Source organism: Actinoallomurus oryzae (genome assembly GCF_039541955.1).
Lineage (GTDB): Bacteria > Actinomycetota > Actinomycetes > Streptosporangiales > Streptosporangiaceae > Actinoallomurus > Actinoallomurus oryzae.
In genome coordinates, this window is sequence record NZ_BAABHF010000009.1 from 307,605 (window position 1) to 323,751 (window position 16,147).

Annotated in this window: 17 protein-coding genes; 8 read left to right on the forward strand and 9 right to left on the reverse strand. The window is 72.7% G+C overall.

Going from position 1 to position 16,147, the window contains the following annotated elements; genetic code table 11:
- Window positions 1–200 precede the first annotated feature (200 nt).
- From ABEA10_RS03180 to ABEA10_RS03190, 3 genes are all read right to left on the reverse strand, one after another.
- Window positions 201–1,001 (reverse strand): GNAT family N-acetyltransferase, encoded by an 801-nt coding sequence (locus ABEA10_RS03180; RefSeq protein ID WP_345457114.1) that lies wholly within the window; start codon window positions 999–1,001, stop codon window positions 201–203.
- A gap of 96 nt (window positions 1,002–1,097) precedes the next feature.
- Window positions 1,098–2,198, reverse strand: coding sequence for a sensor histidine kinase (locus tag ABEA10_RS03185; RefSeq protein WP_345457117.1), 1,101 nt, complete (start codon window positions 2,196–2,198; stop codon window positions 1,098–1,100).
- The gene (locus ABEA10_RS03190; protein WP_345457120.1) at window positions 2,198–2,860 is read right to left on the reverse strand and encodes a response regulator transcription factor; all 663 of its coding nucleotides are present in this window, start codon (window positions 2,858–2,860) and stop codon (window positions 2,198–2,200) included. Before ABEA10_RS03190 ends, ABEA10_RS03185 begins: the two co-directional genes overlap by 1 nt.
- Before the next feature lie 188 nt (window positions 2,861–3,048).
- Here ABEA10_RS03190 and ABEA10_RS03195 point away from each other — a divergent pair, with 188 nt between their 5' ends.
- The 3 genes from ABEA10_RS03195 to ABEA10_RS03205 are packed head-to-tail and all read left to right on the forward strand — an operon-like array spanning window position 3,049 to window position 6,298.
- Window positions 3,049–3,984, forward strand: a complete 936-nt coding sequence (locus ABEA10_RS03195) for an ABC transporter ATP-binding protein (protein WP_345457123.1) — start codon at window positions 3,049–3,051, stop codon at window positions 3,982–3,984.
- Complete coding sequence (locus tag ABEA10_RS03200; protein ID WP_345457126.1) at window positions 3,981–5,531, forward strand: ABC transporter permease subunit; 1,551 nt, start codon at window positions 3,981–3,983, stop codon at window positions 5,529–5,531. The genes ABEA10_RS03195 and ABEA10_RS03200 overlap by 4 nt, the downstream gene beginning before the upstream one ends.
- Window positions 5,528–6,298 carry an ABC transporter permease gene (locus ABEA10_RS03205; RefSeq protein WP_345457129.1) on the forward strand — a complete coding sequence of 257 codons (771 nt, stop codon included), beginning with the start codon at window positions 5,528–5,530 and terminating at the stop codon, window positions 6,296–6,298. The genes ABEA10_RS03200 and ABEA10_RS03205 overlap by 4 nt, the downstream gene beginning before the upstream one ends.
- Before the next feature lie 40 nt (window positions 6,299–6,338).
- On the opposite strand, the gene ABEA10_RS03210 is transcribed toward ABEA10_RS03205, so the two are convergent.
- Complete coding sequence (locus tag ABEA10_RS03210; RefSeq protein WP_345457132.1) at window positions 6,339–7,517, reverse strand: M20 metallopeptidase family protein; 1,179 nt, start codon at window positions 7,515–7,517, stop codon at window positions 6,339–6,341.
- Complete coding sequence (locus ABEA10_RS03215; protein ID WP_345457134.1) at window positions 7,517–8,662, reverse strand: amidohydrolase family protein; 1,146 nt, start codon at window positions 8,660–8,662, stop codon at window positions 7,517–7,519. Before ABEA10_RS03215 ends, ABEA10_RS03210 begins: the two co-directional genes overlap by 1 nt.
- A 222-nt stretch (window positions 8,663–8,884) precedes the next feature.
- Here ABEA10_RS03215 and ABEA10_RS03220 point away from each other — a divergent pair, with 222 nt between their 5' ends.
- Together ABEA10_RS03220 and ABEA10_RS03225 are read left to right on the forward strand one after the other, a co-directional pair.
- Window positions 8,885–10,240, forward strand: coding sequence for a type I glutamate--ammonia ligase (locus ABEA10_RS03220; RefSeq protein ID WP_345457136.1), 1,356 nt, complete (start codon window positions 8,885–8,887; stop codon window positions 10,238–10,240).
- Between the two features lie 23 nt (window positions 10,241–10,263).
- Window positions 10,264–10,707, forward strand: a complete 444-nt coding sequence (locus ABEA10_RS03225; protein WP_345457139.1) for an RDD family protein — start codon at window positions 10,264–10,266, stop codon at window positions 10,705–10,707.
- A 7-nt stretch (window positions 10,708–10,714) separates the two neighbouring features.
- On the opposite strand, the gene ABEA10_RS03230 is transcribed toward ABEA10_RS03225, so the two are convergent.
- Together ABEA10_RS03230 and ABEA10_RS03235 are read right to left on the reverse strand one after the other, a co-directional pair.
- On the reverse strand, window positions 10,715–11,362 hold the full coding sequence (locus ABEA10_RS03230) for a response regulator (protein ID WP_345457142.1): 648 nt from the start codon (window positions 11,360–11,362) through the stop codon (window positions 10,715–10,717).
- Window positions 11,359–12,579, reverse strand: coding sequence for a sensor histidine kinase (locus ABEA10_RS03235; RefSeq protein ID WP_345457145.1), 1,221 nt, complete (start codon window positions 12,577–12,579; stop codon window positions 11,359–11,361). Before ABEA10_RS03235 ends, ABEA10_RS03230 begins: the two co-directional genes overlap by 4 nt.
- 177 nt (window positions 12,580–12,756) lie before the next feature.
- Between ABEA10_RS03235 and ABEA10_RS03240 the strand changes: the two genes are divergently transcribed.
- Window positions 12,757–13,014: a hypothetical protein gene (locus ABEA10_RS03240; RefSeq protein WP_329250225.1), complete on the forward strand. Its 258-nt coding sequence runs from the start codon at window positions 12,757–12,759 to the stop codon at window positions 13,012–13,014.
- Between the two features lie 30 nt (window positions 13,015–13,044).
- On the opposite strand, the gene ABEA10_RS03245 is transcribed toward ABEA10_RS03240, so the two are convergent.
- Window positions 13,045–13,800 carry an arylamine N-acetyltransferase family protein gene (locus tag ABEA10_RS03245; protein ID WP_345457150.1) on the reverse strand — a complete coding sequence of 252 codons (756 nt, stop codon included), beginning with the start codon at window positions 13,798–13,800 and terminating at the stop codon, window positions 13,045–13,047.
- A gap of 261 nt (window positions 13,801–14,061) precedes the next feature.
- Between ABEA10_RS03245 and ABEA10_RS03250 the strand changes: the two genes are divergently transcribed.
- Window positions 14,062–14,472 (forward strand): transposase, encoded by a 411-nt coding sequence (locus tag ABEA10_RS03250; protein WP_345457153.1) that lies wholly within the window; start codon window positions 14,062–14,064, stop codon window positions 14,470–14,472.
- Window positions 14,473–14,700: 228 nt separating this feature from the next.
- Here the strand turns inward: ABEA10_RS03250 and ABEA10_RS03255 are convergent, their stop codons facing one another.
- Complete coding sequence (locus ABEA10_RS03255) at window positions 14,701–15,414, reverse strand: L,D-transpeptidase family protein (protein ID WP_345457156.1); 714 nt, start codon at window positions 15,412–15,414, stop codon at window positions 14,701–14,703.
- Between the two features lie 70 nt (window positions 15,415–15,484).
- Here ABEA10_RS03255 and ABEA10_RS03260 point away from each other — a divergent pair, with 70 nt between their 5' ends.
- Entirely contained in the window at window positions 15,485–16,144 is a 660-nt protein-coding gene (locus ABEA10_RS03260; protein ID WP_345457159.1) for a DUF1707 SHOCT-like domain-containing protein, read from the forward strand.
- Window positions 16,145–16,147: the final 3 nt, after the last annotated feature.

The window sequence follows — 16,147 nt, forward strand, 5'->3', positions numbered from 1 at the left end:
CTAGACCGTCCAGAGGCAGTACATCCGGTGCCCGTTCCGCACCGCGTGCCGTGCGACGGGCGCGCGGCGGCGAGCGCGTCCGGGGGAATCCCCTCGTCGCGGAAGACGGGCGGCGGCCAAGCGGCGGTGAGGATCCCGGCCGCGGCCCGGTCGTCCTCGGCGGCGAAGAACTCGTGCAGCGCACTCATCGACACCTCCGGTCAGGCGAGAGAGGACGACAGCACGTCGGTGGGCCTGAGCAGGTCCGGTCGGCTGGACATGTGCTGGTCGGCGTCCTCGATCCGCCAGCGGGCGTCCAGGAGCGACGGCAGGGCGGGGTGCGGGCCGGGCAGGCAGAGACGGACACGTGCGGCGGTGAAGGTGGCGAGCGCGGCGCGGAGCGTGGCCACCGGGTCGGCTCCGTCGGCGGTGACCAGGTGGAACAGGCGGTCCGACCCGGCGATCCCGGCGGCGGCGACCGCGTGCCCGTCCCGGACGAGCAGCCCGGTGGAGCCCGGCGTCGCCGCCCAGAAGGCGTAGTCGGCCGACCGGTCGCGCCCGTTCAGCTCCCGCTCGGCCGCGGCCGCCACGGCGGCCGGTACGGCCTCGGCCTGCCCGCCTCCGCCCGCGGGGCCGTCGAAGGACGGCGGGCCCTCCAGGTAGAGCAGTGGCCAGCGCGGCACCATGCCGTACCGGACATAGAGCGACATGGCCCGTGGATCCCGTGAGGCGAACGTCGACCGCTCCCCGTCGGCGTCGAACGCCGCGTCCAGCAGGCGCCGTCCGGTGCCGCCGCCGTGCCGTGCCGGGTCCACGAACAGGTCGCACAGCAGCGTGAGCCCGCCGAGGTGCCGGACCGCGCCGTATCCCTCCACCGTCCCGTCCGTCGCCGCGACGAGGAACCGCCCGTGCGCGCGCAGGTGGGCGACGTAACGCGGATCGGCCCCGTCGCCGTCGTCGTTGGCCAGAGCGATCTTCGCGATCGCCCGCAGGTCACCGTCTGCCGCGCCCCGTACGTACATGGCGGCAGGTTAGGACATGACACGCAGTCGCCGGACGGCAGGACGGCGGGGCCGGGGCGAGGGCGGCGGGGCCGGGGCGAGGGCGGCGGGTCGGCCTCAGTGCGACTTCGGCTGTCGCCGGAAGCCCACTTCGACCGTGAGTCCTCCGTCCGTACCGGGGCGCGGCGAGAGTCCGGCGCCGTGTGCTTCGGCGATGGCCCGCACGATGGCGAGGCCGAGGCCGTGTCCGTCGTGGTGCACCCGCTCCGTGCCGGCTTGGAAGGGCTGGAAGAGGCGTTCGATGTCCTGGTGGTCAACCGACGGACCGGTGTTGCTGATCGTGAGGGTCGCTTGTTCCGCCGATGACGTGGTCGAAACGGTGACGTGCCCTCCGGCCAGGTTGTGGCGGACGGCGTTGTCGACGAGGTTCGCGACCAGGCTGGTGACCAGCCGGGGGTCACCGACCGCCGGTGCCGGGTCGAGGCCGGCGTCGATGTGGATGCCACGGCGGTCCGCCGCGTGGCGGCGGACCGAGAGGACGTCCTCGGTGATCTCGGCGAGGTCGATCGGCTCCCAGCGTTCGACTCCCCGCTCGCTGGTCGCGAGGGTGAGGAGTGCCTCGATGAGTCGTTCTTGCTGGTCTCCGAGTTGCAGGGCCTCTTCGCAGGCGGCCCGCAGGCTCTCGGTATCGGCGTCGGGGTCGGTGAGAGCGATCTGGAGGAGCGTGCGCTGGCCGGCGAGGGGTGTACGCAGTTCGTGGGAGGCGTTGGCCACGAAGTGGTGCTGGGCTTCGAAGGAGGCCTGGAGCCGTCCGAAGAGATCGTTGAGGGTCTTGGTGAGGTCGGACAGCTCGTCGGCCGGGCCGGTGAGGTCGAGCCGTCGGTCCAGGTTGGTTGCGGAGATCTCCTGGGCGGTGGTGGTGATGGCGCGCAGGGGGCGGAGGAACCTGCCGGCGAGCCACCAGGCCCCGGCCACGGCGATGGCCACGGCGCTCAGGCCGATGACGGCGGGGGCGACGTCGAACGAGTGGCCGCCGGTCGCGGGGACGGTGGGGGTGCCGGCCGGGGCTCTCTGCTCGGTGTGGCCGTAGAGGAGGTCGGTGGCCAGCAGCACCGCTGCCAGCAGGCCGAGAGCCAGGCCGGAGTAGAGCAGTGTGAGCTGCACCCGCAAGATGGGCCGGCGGCGCAGGAGGGACACGACGTTCCTGGGTGGGCGCATCACCGGTCTCCGATCCGGTAGCCGGCCTCGCGGACGGTGTGGATGAAGGGCGGGTCGCCGAGCTTGACCCGCAGCCGCCGGATGGTCGTCTTGACCGCGGTGGTGAAGGGGTCGGCCGCCTCGTCCCAGACCCGTTCGAGGATCTCTTCGGTGGAGATCACCCGGTCGCCCACGGCGAGGAGGCATTCGAGGACCGCGAACTCCTTCGGGCTCAGCTCCAGGCGCCGCCCGGCACGGAACGCGACCCGGCGACCGGAGTCGAGCGTGACGTCACCGACGCGGAGTATCGGTGGTGTCGCCGACGCGGATCGCCGCCCGAGAGCGCGGACGCGGGCCACCAGTTCGGAGAAGTCGAACGGCTTGGGCAGGTAGTCGTCGGCGCCGAACCCCAGGCCGTCGACGCGGTCCTTGACGGTGCCGGCGGCGGTGAGCATCAGTACGCGGCTGCCCGAGCGTTCCGCGACGATGTGCCGGCACACGTCGTCGCCGTGGACGCCGGGCAGGTCCCGGTCGAGGACCACGACGTCGTACCGGGTGACGGCCAGATGGTCGAGCGCGTCGCCGCCGTCGAGGACGACGTCGACCGCCATGCCCTCGCGGCGCAGGCCGGTTCCGATCGAGCGCGCCAGCACCTCGAAGTCCTCGACGACGAGCACTCTCACGACGGTTCTCCATTCGGCTTCCTACCGGCGGCGGCGAGGTCCGCTTCGGGGGCAGAGACCGTCGCCGCCTTTCACGATGGCAGGCCGAAGGTGTCAGCGAGGTGTCAGCCGCCGACACCGGGCTGACACCTGCCGTGCCGTACAACCGGTGGCCGAGACCATCCCCACGACCAAGGACGGACGAGCGCGTGAACGACGCAACGATCGAAGTCAGCGGCCTGCGTAAACGGTTCGGGCCGACCGTCGCCCTCGACGGAATGACCTTCACGGTCGCGCCCGGCACGGTGACCGGCTTCGTCGGCCCGAACGGTGCGGGCAAATCAACCACCATCCGGGTGATACTCGGCCTGGACGCCCCCGACGAGGGCCACGCCCTGGTCGGCGGCAAGCCGTACGGGCAGCTGTCGCACCCGCTGCGCCACGTCGGTGCGCTGGTCGACGCCGCCGCCCTGCAGCCCGGCCGCACCGGGCGGAACCATCTGCTGTGGCTGGCGCACTCCCAGGGCATGGCCGCCGGGCGCGTCGATGCCGCGATCGGGCGCGTCGGCCTCGCCGGCGCGGCGCGGCGTAAGGCCGGCGGCTACTCGCTGGGCATGCGCCAACGCCTCGGCATCGCCGCGGCCATGCTCGGCGATCCCCCGGTGATCATCATGGACGAGCCGTTCAACGGCATGGACCCCGAAGGGATCATCTGGTTGCGCGGGCTGCTGCGCTCCCTCGCCGCGGAGGGACGCGCCGTCCTCGTCTCCAGCCACCTGATGGGCGAGTTGCAGGACATCGCCGACCGTGTCGTGGTGGTCGGCCGCGGCCGGGTACTCGCCGACGCCGGCGTCGATGAGCTGGTGACCCGCGCCTCGCGCGACCAGGTCCGGCTGCGCACATCGGCACCGGCCGACGCGGCCACGGCGCTGGGCCGGGCCGCGGCCACGGCGACCGTCACCGACGCCCACACCGTCACCGTGCTCGGGGTCGCAGCGCAAGGCGTCGTGGAGATCCTGAACGGAGCGGGCGTGCCCTTCTCCGAGGTCACCGCGCACCGGGCAACGCTCGAGGACGTCTACCTCCAGCTCACCAGCGGCGAGACCGAGTATCAGGCCGCTTCGAACCGGGAGGCCCGACGATGACCACCACCACGTCGCACCGCCCGGCCACCAGAGGCCTGCGGCCGGTGCTTCGGGCGGAGTGGACCAAGTTCCGCACGGTCCGGGGCCGACTGATCACCTTGGGCGTCACCGTCGTGCTGTGCGTGACGTTCACCTTCCTCGTCGCCAACGGCACCCACGCGGGCATCTGCACCGGCACCGGCTCGACCTGCCGGTCCGGCCATCCCTACGTGCCGACCGGACCGGACGGCGAAGCGGTCGCCGACGGCTACCAGTTCGTCGAACGGCCGCTCACCGGCAACGGCACGATCACCGCTCAGGTCGGCTCACTCACCGGGCTGACCTCGACGATCCCGGTCGACGCCGCCCCCTCACTCGCCCATACCCGCCCCGGCCTGGCGGGCTGGGCCAAGGCCGGGATCCTCCTGCGGCCGAGCACCGAGCAGGGCTCGCCCTATGCCGCGGTCATGGCCACCGGCGCCCACGGCGTCCGCTTCCAGGACGACTACACGCACGACCACGCCGGCCGGCCGGTCTCCGGCAGCTCGCCACGCTGGCTGCGGCTGGCCCGCGCCGGTGAGACCGTCACCGGCTACGAGTCCACCGACGGCACGACCTGGACCAGGATCGGCACCGCGCACCTGGCCGGGCTTCCCTCCACCGTGCACGTCGGGCTGTTCGTCACCTCACCGGCGTCGTTCGACCGTTCCGGTACCGGATTCCCCACCCAGGCCACCGCCACCTTCGACCACGTCACCGTCGACGGCCCCGACACCCGCGGCGCCTGGCGCGCGCAGACCATCGGCGCTCAGGACTTCTACCCGAAGCTGCCGGGCGCCGGCTACCACCGCGCCGGCGGCTCCTTCGTCCTGCGCGGCTCCGGTGACATCGCCCCCGCCGTCGTGCAAGGGCTCCTCGGCACCAACACCCCCTCCAGCACCATCCTGTTCGGGCTCATCGTCGGCCTGATCGCGATCATCGTGATCGCCTCGATGTTCATCACCGTCGAGTACCGCCGCGGCCTGATCCGCACCACCTTCACCGCCACGCCCCGCCGGCATCGCGTGCTCGCGGCCAAGGCCGTCGTCATCGGCGCCGTCGCCTTCGGGATCGGAACACTCGCCGCCGCGGTCGCCGTCCCGCTGGGCGAGCACCTGCTCAAGGCGAACGGCGCCTACGTCTTCCCGGCCGGCGCCCTCACGATGACGCGCATCGTCGCGGGCGCCGGCGCGCTGGTCGCCGTCACCGCCGTCGCGGTGCTCGCCGTCGCCACCATCGTCAGGAAGAGCGCGGGTGCCATCGCGGCGAGCATCGTCGTGTTCGTCCTGCCGTACATCGTCGGCTCGTCGATGTCCGGCGGCGCCGAGGAATGGCTGTTCCGCCTTACACCGGCCGCCGGCTTCTCCGTCCTGGGCGCCCTCCCCAGGTCCGCGCAGGTCACCTACCCCTACACCATGGCGAACGGCTACTACCCGCTCTCCTGGTGGGCCGGCCTCGCGGTGCTGTGCGCCTACGCTGCTCTCGCACTCGGCGGCGCCACCGTCGTGCTGCGCAGGAGGGATGCATGACCGATGCGCTGCGAGCCGAATGGACCAAACTCCGCACCTCGGCCGGCACCGTCTGGCTGCTCATCGGCACCGTCGCCCTGACCGTCGCGGTCAGCGCCGGCGTCGCCGCGGCCACCCACGTATCCTCCGACCGCGGCCAGGACCCCACAAAACTCGCCCTGACCGGCATCACTCTCGGCCAGGCGGTCATCGCGGTCCTCGCCGTGCTGGTCATCGCCGAGGAGTACGGCACCGGCATGATCCGCCTCACCCTCACCGCCACGCCCCGCCGCCTGGTCGTCCTGGCCGCAAAGGCCGTCAACCTGGCCGGCCTGGCCCTCCTCGCCGGCTTGCTCACCGTCGCCGGCTGCCTGCTCGTCGGGCGGCTGATGCTCCCCGGCGCCGGCCTCGACCCCGCCCACGGCTACGCGCTCGTCTCGATCAGCCACGGCCCGACCTTGCGCGCCGCCGCCGGCGGCGTCCTCTACCTCGTTCTCATCGCCCTGCTCGCACTCGGCGTCGCCACCGCCATCCGCGACACCGCCGTCTCGGTCGGAGCAGTGCTCGCGCTGCTCTACCTGCCCCCGATCCTCGCCCAGACCGTCGCCGACCCGCTGCGACGACACCTCCAACAACTCGCCCCCATGACCGCCGGAATGGCCGGCCAAGCCACCACCGACCTCCGCTCCCTGCCCATCGGCCCCTGGACCGGCCTCGGCGTCCTCGCCGCATGGGCGGCCGCGGCGCTCCTCATCGCCGGGCTCCTGCTCCGGCGGCGCGACGCCTGAACGCCACACGCGCCCCGACGCGCCGCAGAACGGCGACTCCTCAAACGACGGCCGTCCGGATCGCGGCGAGGTAGCCCGCCAGCAATGCGTCGGCGGTGCGGCCGACCATGTGGTCGCCCGGCAGGAAGCGCTCGGTGTGCAGGCCGGGCGCGTCGGTGGCGTCCGGCGGCGCCGTGCCGATGAACATCATCAGGCCCCGCGTCACGTCGCAGTAGTGAGAGAAGTCGTCCGCGCCGTACGAGCGGAAGCCCGCGTCGACGGTCACGCCGTCGTCGGTGAGGCGGCCGGCGGCGTCGGAGGCCAGGGCCGGGTCGTTGACCAGCACCGGCTCTCCGGGAAAGAAGCGCGCGTGGCCCTCGCAGCCGTGCGCGGCGGCCGTGTGGGTGACGATCTCGGTGATCAGGGACGCCGCGACGGCGCGGTCGGAGTCGCGCATCACGCGTACGGTGCCGCGCGCCGACGCGGTCTCGGGCACGACGTTGGCGGCCGTGCCGCCGCCGATCCGGCCGACCGAGCAGACCGCGCCCAGGACCGGGTCGAACCGCCGGCTGGCCAGGTGCTGGAGGCTGACGACGATCTGGCAGAGGGCGAGCACCGGGTCACGGGCGACGTGCGGGTACCCGGCGTGGCCGCCGAGCCCGGTGACCGTCACCTCGAACTCGTCGGTGGCGGCGTTGACCGGCCCCGGGGTGACCGCGACGACTCCGTCGGCCAGGCGCGGCTGCACGTGGGCCGCCACCATCGCGCGTACGTCGTGGTCGGTCAGGACGCCGGAGCCGACGATGTCCTCGGCGCCCGAGGGCGAGGTCTCCTCGCGCGGTTGCAGGACCGCGAGGACCGGCACGTCCACGCCGATGCGCTCGGCGGCGCGGCAGATCGCGACCAGCGCGGCGAGGTGGACGTCGTGACCGCAGGCGTGCATGGCGTCGTTCGCCGACGCCCAGGACACGCCGGTGCGTTCGGTGACCGGCAGGGCGTCCAGCTCCGCCCGCAGGGCGACCGCCGGGCCCCGGCCCCCGATCCGTACGGTGCGCCCGGTGCCGGCGACGCGCCGTCCGGGTCCGGCGCCGAGCGCGCGTACGACCTCGGCGGCCGTGTCGGCCTCGTCGCCGGAGAGCCGCGGGTCGGCGTGCAGGCGGTGGCGCAGCGCGACCGCGGCCGGCAGCTCGTCGGCGACGGCCGCGCGCAGCTTGAGATGAAGTTCGTTCAGCTCGTCCATCAGCGCCGCTCCTCCAGCCCGTACACGCGGCGGGCGTTCTCGCCGCCGGCCAGCCGCGCGATCCGCTCCGCGTCCTCCTCCGTCCACACCCCGTCGTCCAGCCCGGATCTCAGGAAGTCCGAGAGTCCCCGGCGGAACAGCAGGGAGCCGAGGTGGTACAGCTCGGGCAGGCCGTAGGCATCGGAGGAGAACAGGAACTTGCCGAACGGGGCGAGCTCCAGCAGCTCGGCGATCAACGCCGGCGCCCGGTGCCCCACGCCGTGCGTGGCGAGCCCGACGTCGACGAAGACGTTCGGGAACACCTGCGCGAGGTACCCGGCGTGCCGGTGGAACGGATAGTTGTGCAGCAGCATGATCGGTGTGCCGGTGGGCTCGATCGCGCGCAGCAGGCCGGTGAGCAGCAGCGGGTCGCAGCGGTGCAGGTCGAGGTCCGCGTCGCCGTACCCGACGTGGAACTGGATCGGCAGCCGCAGGTCCACACCGCACCAGATCAGGAACGCCTGGAGCGTCGGGTCGGCGAGCCGTACCGGCGCCCCGGCCTCGATCGCGGCGAGCCAGCGTCCGGCCGCCGCCGCGACCTCGGCGTCCCCGGGGCGTTCGGCGGGCAGGTCGAGGCCGATCCGGTACGCCGCGATGGACTTCAGCCCGGCCGCCGAGGCGGCGCGCCCGGCCAGCCGTTCGCGGAACGCGTCGGCGAAGCCCTCCGCGCCCGGCCCGGCCGCCGCGACCTCCTCGGCCACCTGTTCCAGCCGGACGATCTCGTGTGCCGTCGCTCCCGCGAGGGCGCCCAGTTCGCCGGGCGTGAGAAGCGTGTCCATCGGGTATCCGGTGTCGACGCAGAGGGCGTCCAGCCGCGCCTCGCGCAGAAAGCGCCGGTTCACCTCGGCGAATCCCAGGTCGGCGCGGCGCGCGAGGTAGTCGTCGGCGGGCGCGTGCGGCGGCAGGTCGAGCACCGGCGCGCACCAGCGGCGTACGGCGAACCCGATCTGGGAGTCGAAGAGCGTGCCACCGAGCGGGCCGCCGGGGGCCTCCGCCTCGGTGAGCAGGGACTCGAACGCGCTCCGGTCGAGGTCGCGGCCTGCCACGCCGTGGCAGTGGTGGTCGACGAGACGGAGGCTCTCCACACAGGGCAACGGCGAGGGCACTCGGTCACTCCTCCCTTCCCTCGAACGGATCACTGCCCGTCAGTTACCCGCCTTTCGGCCGGATACGGCGTGCTCTCCCTCACGTCGGGGGAGTGAGTGACCAGACCCGCGTGTCTTCCGGTTCATTCGCTCACGGGCCCTCGCGGCCTTGCCGGGAGGGCCATGACGCCGTAGAAGGTGGTACGTGCCGGGCAGCCCCCAGCGGACGGGAGAGGGAGCGTCATGGACCAGCAGGAGCGTGCGCGGCGGGCGGCGGTCGCGCGGCAGGCGGCGGGTGACCTGGCCGCGAGAGACGTCACCGGCATCGCGGTCACGTGGGTGGACACCACCGGCGTCACGCGGGTCAAGGCGGTGCCGCTCTCGCGTCTGGAGCACGCGGCGGCCTGGGGGATCGGCATGTCGCCCGTGTTCGACGCGTTCCTGATCGACGACTCGATCGCGAGCGGCCGGTTCGCGGGCGGCCCGGTCGGCGACCTGCGGCTGCACCCCGACCTGAACCGGCTCACCGCGCTCGCCGCCCTGCCCGGCTGGGCGTGGGCGCCCGCGGACCGGTACGACCAGGAGGGCGAGCCGCATCCGCTCGACGCGCGCGTCGTGGCCCGGCGCGAGGCCGAGCGCCTGGCCGCCGAGGGCATGGCGGTCAAGGCCGCGTTCGAGGTCGAGTGGGCCGTCTCGCTCGGCGACGGCGACGACTTCACCCCCGCCTGCGCCGGTCCCGCGTACGGCATGACCCGGCTGACCGAGCAGTCGGACTACCTGCGCGACGTGGTCGAGTCGCTGTCGGCGTCCGGGGTCGCCGTGGAGCAGATCCACCCCGAGTACGCCGCGGGACAGTACGAGGTGTCGGTGGCGCCCGCTGACCCGGTCGCCGCGGCCGACACGTTCGTCCTGGTCCGCGAGACGATCCGGGCGGTCAGCCTGGCCCACGACCTGCGCGCGACGTTCTCCCCCAAGGTGCTCGCCGACGGCGTCGGCAACGGCGCGCACGTTCACCTGAGCCTGTGGCGCGAGGGCGTCAACCTCATGGCCGGCGGCGACGGCCGGTTCGGGCTGACGCGTGACGGCGAGGCCTTCGCGGCGGGCATCCTGTCGCGGCTGCCGGCCCTGCTGGCGATCGGCGCGCCGTCGGTCGCCAGCTACCTGCGGCTCGTGCCCTCCCACTGGGCCGGGGCGTACGCCTGCTGGGGGCTGGAGAACCGGGAGGCGGCGCTGCGGTTCGTCACCGGCGCGGCCGGTGACCGGTCCCACGCGGCCAACCTGGAGGTGAAGTGCTTCGACGCGGCCGCCAACCCGTACCTCGTCATGGCGGCGCTCCTGGCCGCGGGCCGTACGGGACGGGCGGAGGGCGGCACGCTCCCCGAGCCGGTCGAGGTCGACCCGGTGTCCCTCGACGGCGTTCCGCCGCTGCCGTCGTCACTGGGCGCCGCGGTCGAGGCGTTCGAGGCCGATGCCACGCTGCGGGAGTCACTGGGCGAGGCGGTGATCGACACCGTCGCGGTCGTACGCCGGGGCGAGATCGCGCTGTTCGACGGCCTGTCGCCGGAGGAGATCGCCGCGCGCACGCGGTGGAGGCACTGAACCGGCATGGCATGATGACGCGCGTGTCCGATCCGGCGGGAGTGATCCTGCGCAGGTACGCCCAGTTCGTCCTCGACCGGCTGGTCACGACGGTGCCGGCGCTCGTCGTGCTGGTGCTCGGCCTGCGCTGGACGCTGCACCTCCCCCGGGGCGATGACCGGATGACACCCGCGTACCTCACGATGGCCGGCTTCCTCCTCGTCGTCCTGGTCGGCAACTGGTTCATCGAGGTGTGGGTGCCGTACCGCTGGCTCGGCGGCACTCCGGGCATGCGCTTCCTCGGGCTGCGGGTCGTGACCGAGCGCGGAGAGACGCCCGGCCTGCGCGCGTACCTGATCCGCTGGGCCATGGTGATCGTGGACGGCTACTTCTTCGGCCTGGTGGGGGCACTCGCCATCGCGTTCAGCCCGCGTCACCAGCGGTTCGGCGACATGGTGGCGCGCACTCTCGTCGTACGCCGCGGCTGAGCACGAGTCATTCGACCAGGCGGCTCTCCCAGGCCCAGATGGCGACCTCGGTACGGTTACGGACTCCGAGCTTGCGCTGGACGCCGTTCAGGTGCGTCTTGACCGTCGACAGCGAGATGACGAGCGCGTCGCTGATCTCGGCGTTGGTCATGCCGCGGGCGACGGCCCGTACGACCTCCAGTTCGCGGGCGGTCAGGGGTTCGGCGGGCCGGGCGGCGCCGGAGGCCGGCCGGGCGAACCGCGCCAGCAGACGCGTCGTGATCGAGGGGGAGACCATCGACTCTCCCTCCGACGCCGCGCGCACGGCCTCGACGAGGAGCCGTGGCCCGGCGTCCTTGAGCAGGAACCCGCACGCGCCCGCGCGCAGCGCCGAGTAGACGTTCTCGTCCTCGTCGTAGGTGGTGACGACCACGACGCGCATCGGGTCGGGCACCTCCGGGCCGGCCAGCAGGCGTGTGGCCTGGATGCCGTCGATGCGCGGCATCCGGATGTCCATGAGCGTCACGTCGGGACGCAGCTCGCGGGCCAGGCTCACCGCCGCCTCGCCGTCGGGCGCCTCGCCGACCACGTCGATGTCGGGTTCGGCGTCGAGGATCAGCCGGAACCCGGTGCGGACCATCGCCTGGTCGTCGGCGACGAGTACGCGGATCGTCATGAACGAGGCTCCTCGCGGTCGAGGGGGAGGCGTACGGTGATCCGCCATCGTCGCCCGGACTCCGCACCGGCGCGGAGTGTACCGCCGAGGGCGGTGACCCGTTCGCGCATGCCCACCAGCCCGTAGCCGGATCCCCCGCCGGACGGTTCGCCGGCGCCGTCGTTGACGATCTCCAGGTGGAGCACGTCGGCGACCGGGTCGTGCTGCACCCGCGCGGCCACGCGTACGTCCGTCGCGTCGGGCGCGTGCCGGCGGACGTTGGTCAGCGCCTCGAGCACCACCCGGTGGACCGTCGTGATCAGTGCGGGCGCGGGGTCGAGCCGGTCCAGGTCGCCGGGCAGCTCCGTGGCGACCCCGTCGTGACCGGCGGCGGCGTCGAGCACGGCCGCGCGGATGCCGGAGGCGGGCGGAGCGGGCTCGGGCGCGGTGTCCTCCCGGAGCATGCCGACGAGCCGCCGCATCGCGGTCAGGGCGTTCGACCCGGCCTCCTCGATCTCGCGGAAGACGTCGTCGTCCGGCTCGGCCGACCGGCCGGCGAGCACGCGCGCGGCCTGGGCCCGTACGACGATGCCGGTGACGTGGTACGCGACGAAGTCGTGCAACTCGCGGGCCATGCGCAGCCGTTCGGCCGTACGCGCCTCGGCGAGGGCGGCCCGGCGGCGGTCGTCGGCGTCGCGCAGGATCAGGCCGACGGCCAGCGAGCCGCCCCACAGCAGCGCGGCGGGTACGGCGATCAGCGCTGTGGGCGAGCCGACGCCGTACCGCAGCACCGGGGCCGCGGTCATCGCGACGCCGCCGCAGACGGCGAGGCCCGCGGCCGCCCGGCGGCCGATCCGCCTGCACCCGGCACCGATGAGCAGGGCGACCGCGAGCGTCTCGGTGACACCCGGCGCCGTCGCGGAGGGGTGCGCCAGGACGGCGATCGCGGTGTCCAGCAGGCTGACGGCGACGACACCGCCGGCGAGCGGCCCGATCCAGTCGGTGAAGCGACGGCGCAGCACCGCCAGCACGGCCGCCACCGGCCCGAACCCGGTCGCCGTCGCGGTGGCCAGCCCGGCCGCGAGACCGCCTGACCCGGGGGCATCGGCGATGGCCGCCACGCTGTCGGCCACCACGCACAGCACCAAGGCGGCGACCTCGGCGACCAGCGGGCCACGGCGGATGACGGTCCCGCCCGTTCGCGGCGGTGAGCCGCCCTCAGATCGCGCACCGGTCATGCCATCGAGGATGCCGTCTCTCCCCGGTACCCGGATCGACCGCGGGTTCGAACCGGGTCGGCCGAAAGTCGGAGGAGACGGTGCCAAGACCGAACCCGCGACCGAGGCGGGCCGCGGCGGTCCCCCGGCAGCATTCGAAGGGACCGGACGGGAACGCAGACAGAGAAGGTGGTTTCGATGATGTCCCAGGAGAGGGAGCCCTGGCCCGCCGACGACCCGTGGTACCGGTTCACGCCGAGGAACCTCGCCACCGGTTACCTGAGCCTGTTCGCCTCGCTGGCCTGTCTGGGCTGGAGCGTCATGAGCCTGCTCGACCACGACACCGGCACCCGGCAAACGATCTTCTTCGCGATCTTCGGAGTGGTCGCGGTGATCTGGCTGGTGCGCACGACGAACGGACTCAAGGTGCTCCTGCGCCGCCGCTCCGGCCGGTGAGAAGCCGGGCGTGAGGAACCGGGCGGCCGCTCAGGCGACTTCCGGGACGCGGTCCAGTTCGACGCCGAAGCAGGATCGGTAGGCGGCGAGCACCTCGTCGTCGCCGGTGAGCTTCCGTTCGTCGCGCTCGCCGCCGCCCGTACGGATGAGGGTGCGTCCGCTCAGGGTCACGCGGCCTGACTCGGTGAGCATCGAGCAGACGAGCGAGCGGGTGAAGTGCGACTTTGGCGAGGTGCGGTGCCACCAGCAGCCGACCTCGAAGTCACCCAGCGCGCGCGGCCGGGTCTCCAGGCGGTACTCCGGCCGGCCGTCTTTGATGACGTCGAGGTCGCCCTCGGGCGTCTCGGCGATCCGGAAGACGCCGCCGGGGTCGTGCTGGTCGCCACGCGTGTCCAGCCGCAGCGGGTGGTGCGCGTGGTCGCCGAAGCCGACGTCGGCGAGCCACGGCCCGACCCGCAGGGCCAGGTGGTCGTACGGCATGCCGAGCCGGTCGCCGCCGAACACGCGGGCCGCGAGAAGCTCGACCTCGAAGCCGAGCGCGGCGAGCAGCGTCGCGAACGCTCCTCCCAGCTCGTAGCAGAAGCCCCCGCGCCGTCGGTCGACGACCTTGGCGACGAGTGCCTCGGGCTCCAGGACGATGTCCTCGCCGAGATGGATGCTCAGGTTCTCGAAGGGCACCGCGCGCAGATGCCGGACGTGCAGGTCACGCAGCGCCTCGCCATCGGGCCGGGCCGGGCGCTCAGCCCCGATCCGGTCGAGGTAGGCGTCCACCCAGGAGTCGGTCATAACGCCATCTCCCCACATCGAAGGACGAGAGCGCCATCGGACGTAAGTCCTAGTGCCGCGTCAAGCAATGTTCGCCTGCGGCAGGGATCGTCATGTGGGGGTGCGTTTTTGTCGTAGGTGCGTAGTGTAATCGTCTGGTGGCTGAACGTCGGCATGGTAGGTGTCGGGTGGTGATGCGGACCGCCCGGGTCGGTCTGCGGTTGACTGCGGGGCAGCGGCGCCGGTGTTTCGGGCTGCTGGTGGCTGGAGCAGGTACGGTCGGTGACGCTGGTCAGTGATGGGGGCCGGTTGTTCGTCGATGTGACCGCCGAGGTACCGGTCGCGACCCATCCGCCGGGCCGGGAGCCGGATCCAAAACGAGTCGCGGGGGTGGATCCGGGGGTGATCCATCCGTTCGCGGTGGCGGGCCCGGACGGGGAAGGGTTGGTGGTGTCGGGGCGGGCGATTCGTGCTGAGTCCCATCTGCACCTCAAGGACACCAAACATCGGCGCCGGATGATGGCGCGTCACGCACCCAAGCTGGGGCAGGTCGGGTCGCGGCGGTGGCGTAAGTACCGGGCCCGGCAACGCAGGCTTGATAACCGGCACAAGCGGCGGGTCCGTCAGGCGCAGCATGAGGCCGCCAAGACCGTCGTGGAGTGGGCGGTCGAGCGCCGGGTCGACCACCAGTAATCCGTTTCCGGTGGTGATCACGCACCGTCGAGCCGGATGGCACCTCCCCGGTGCCGGACCAGCACGGCGTGACCCCAGGCGACGCCCCCATCACGGCGCCGTCAAAGGGGTCCATCGGCCGGCCGTGGCCCGCCCCACCGGACGTGGGGACGTCGCTCGCCCAACACGCGAGGATCAGCCAACTCCACCTCACCCACGAGGCAAACGTTGACTGACACGGCACTAGACCTAACCGCGGAACAGCTCCGACCGCGGGCCCATGATGATCCGGTCGCCGGGCGCGAGGGTGCGCATGATGCCGCGCAGGCGGGACTCGTCGATCGCGATGCAGCCCGCGGTCGGGGCCTTGCCGCCGACGTGGAAGAAGATGGCCGAACCGCGCCCGGGGACCGGCTTGGGCCGGTTGTAGTCGATGACGGCCGCCTGTCGGTACGACCCGAGCTGCATGATGGCGGACAGGTTCTCGTCCGCCGGGTGACAGGTGCCCGAGTAGTAGTCGTTGTAGTGGCTCTCTCCGGGCGTGGCGCCCCAGCAGTCGCCCGACTCGCGCAGCGTGCGGTACGGCAGCCGGGTGCCGGGGTTGCCCCTGCCGAACGCCTCGGTGAACGTGAAGGAGCCGGTCGGGCTCTTACCGTCGCCCTCGCGCTTCTGGCCGGGCCGGGCGAAGCCGTTCGCGCCCGCGCGCCCCTCCGTCTCGGTGAGCTTCGTCCACGAACGCCCCTTCTTGGCGCATTCGGTGACGACGACGTAATTCGAGGCGTAACCCGACGAGACCGCCAGGACCAGGTGCTGGGCGCTGCCGGTGGGGTACCGCAGCTTGCCCTGGGAGATCGCCGAGCACGGGTCGAACGGCGCGGCGGCGGCCGGGGGGCCCAGAGCCGTGAGCGCCGCCAGCGCGGTGCCCCCGGCCAGCGCGAGCGACGCCAGCGTCCTGTAGTTCACCGCTCCTCCAAAACGCGCGCCGTTGCGAACGGGGGTACGCACTCGCGATCCGGCGCTTTAGTCTGTCTGCATGACGAATCTTCCTGAGCGGCGCGAGATGCGCATCTCCGACGCCGATCGGGACGACGTCGCCGCGATCCTCCGCGAGGCCGCCGGGGAAGGCCGCCTTGACCTGGAAGAACTCGACGAACGACTCAGCGCAGTGTACGCCGCGAAGACGTATGGTGACCTCGAGCCCATCACTCGTGACCTGCCGTCGGAGTCGCATCCCGCTTCCGCCCCGCGGGTCCCGGCCCGTGACCGGTTCGGCGGCACACCGACGTCGACGATGGGCATCGCCATCCTCGGCGGCTTCGAGCGCAAGGGCGGATGGGTGGCGCCCGAGACGTTCAACGCCGTGGCATTCTGCGGCGGTGGGGTGGTAGACCTGCGCGAGGCGCGCTTCTCCGGTCCGCAGATCACGGTCCGCGCATACGCCGTGATGGGCGGTGTGCAGATCCTCGTGCCGGAGGACGCCGAGGTGCACGTCGGCGGCCTCGGCATCATGGGCGGCTTCGACACACGTGCGACCGGCCCCGGCGCACCGGGCGCGCCAAGGATCGTCGTCACCGGCGTAGCCTTCTGGGGCGGCGTCAGCGTCGAACGCAAGGCGACGGACGCCGAACTCAAACGCCGCAAGCTCGAACGCAAGCAGCAGAAACAGGAAGAGCGCCGGCGACTCGAAAAGTGAGAC

What these genes read in the sequence shown, in the direction of transcription:
- ABEA10_RS03205 (WP_345457129.1), top strand. Translation starts at nt 5,528, where the DNA reads ATGACCGATGCGCTGCGAGCCGAATGGACCAAACTCCGCACCTCGGCC.
- ABEA10_RS03245 (WP_345457150.1), bottom strand. Translation starts at nt 13,800, where the DNA reads ATGACCGACTCCTGGGTGGACGCCTACCTCGACCGGATCGGGGCTGAG.
- ABEA10_RS03235 (WP_345457145.1), bottom strand. Translation starts at nt 12,579, where the DNA reads ATGACCGGTGCGCGATCTGAGGGCGGCTCACCGCCGCGAACGGGCGGG.
- ABEA10_RS03230 (WP_345457142.1), bottom strand. Translation starts at nt 11,362, where the DNA reads ATGACGATCCGCGTACTCGTCGCCGACGACCAGGCGATGGTCCGCACC.
- ABEA10_RS03200 (WP_345457126.1), top strand. Translation starts at nt 3,981, where the DNA reads ATGACCACCACCACGTCGCACCGCCCGGCCACCAGAGGCCTGCGGCCG.
- ABEA10_RS03240 (WP_329250225.1), top strand. Translation starts at nt 12,757, where the DNA reads ATGATGTCCCAGGAGAGGGAGCCCTGGCCCGCCGACGACCCGTGGTAC.
- ABEA10_RS03260 (WP_345457159.1), top strand. Translation starts at nt 15,485, where the DNA reads ATGACGAATCTTCCTGAGCGGCGCGAGATGCGCATCTCCGACGCCGAT.
- ABEA10_RS03210 (WP_345457132.1), bottom strand. Translation starts at nt 7,517, where the DNA reads ATGGACGAGCTGAACGAACTTCATCTCAAGCTGCGCGCGGCCGTCGCC.
- ABEA10_RS03220 (WP_345457136.1), top strand. Translation starts at nt 8,885, where the DNA reads ATGGACCAGCAGGAGCGTGCGCGGCGGGCGGCGGTCGCGCGGCAGGCG.
- ABEA10_RS03185 (WP_345457117.1), bottom strand. Translation starts at nt 2,198, where the DNA reads ATGCGCCCACCCAGGAACGTCGTGTCCCTCCTGCGCCGCCGGCCCATC.
- ABEA10_RS03180 (WP_345457114.1), bottom strand. Translation starts at nt 1,001, where the DNA reads ATGTACGTACGGGGCGCGGCAGACGGTGACCTGCGGGCGATCGCGAAG.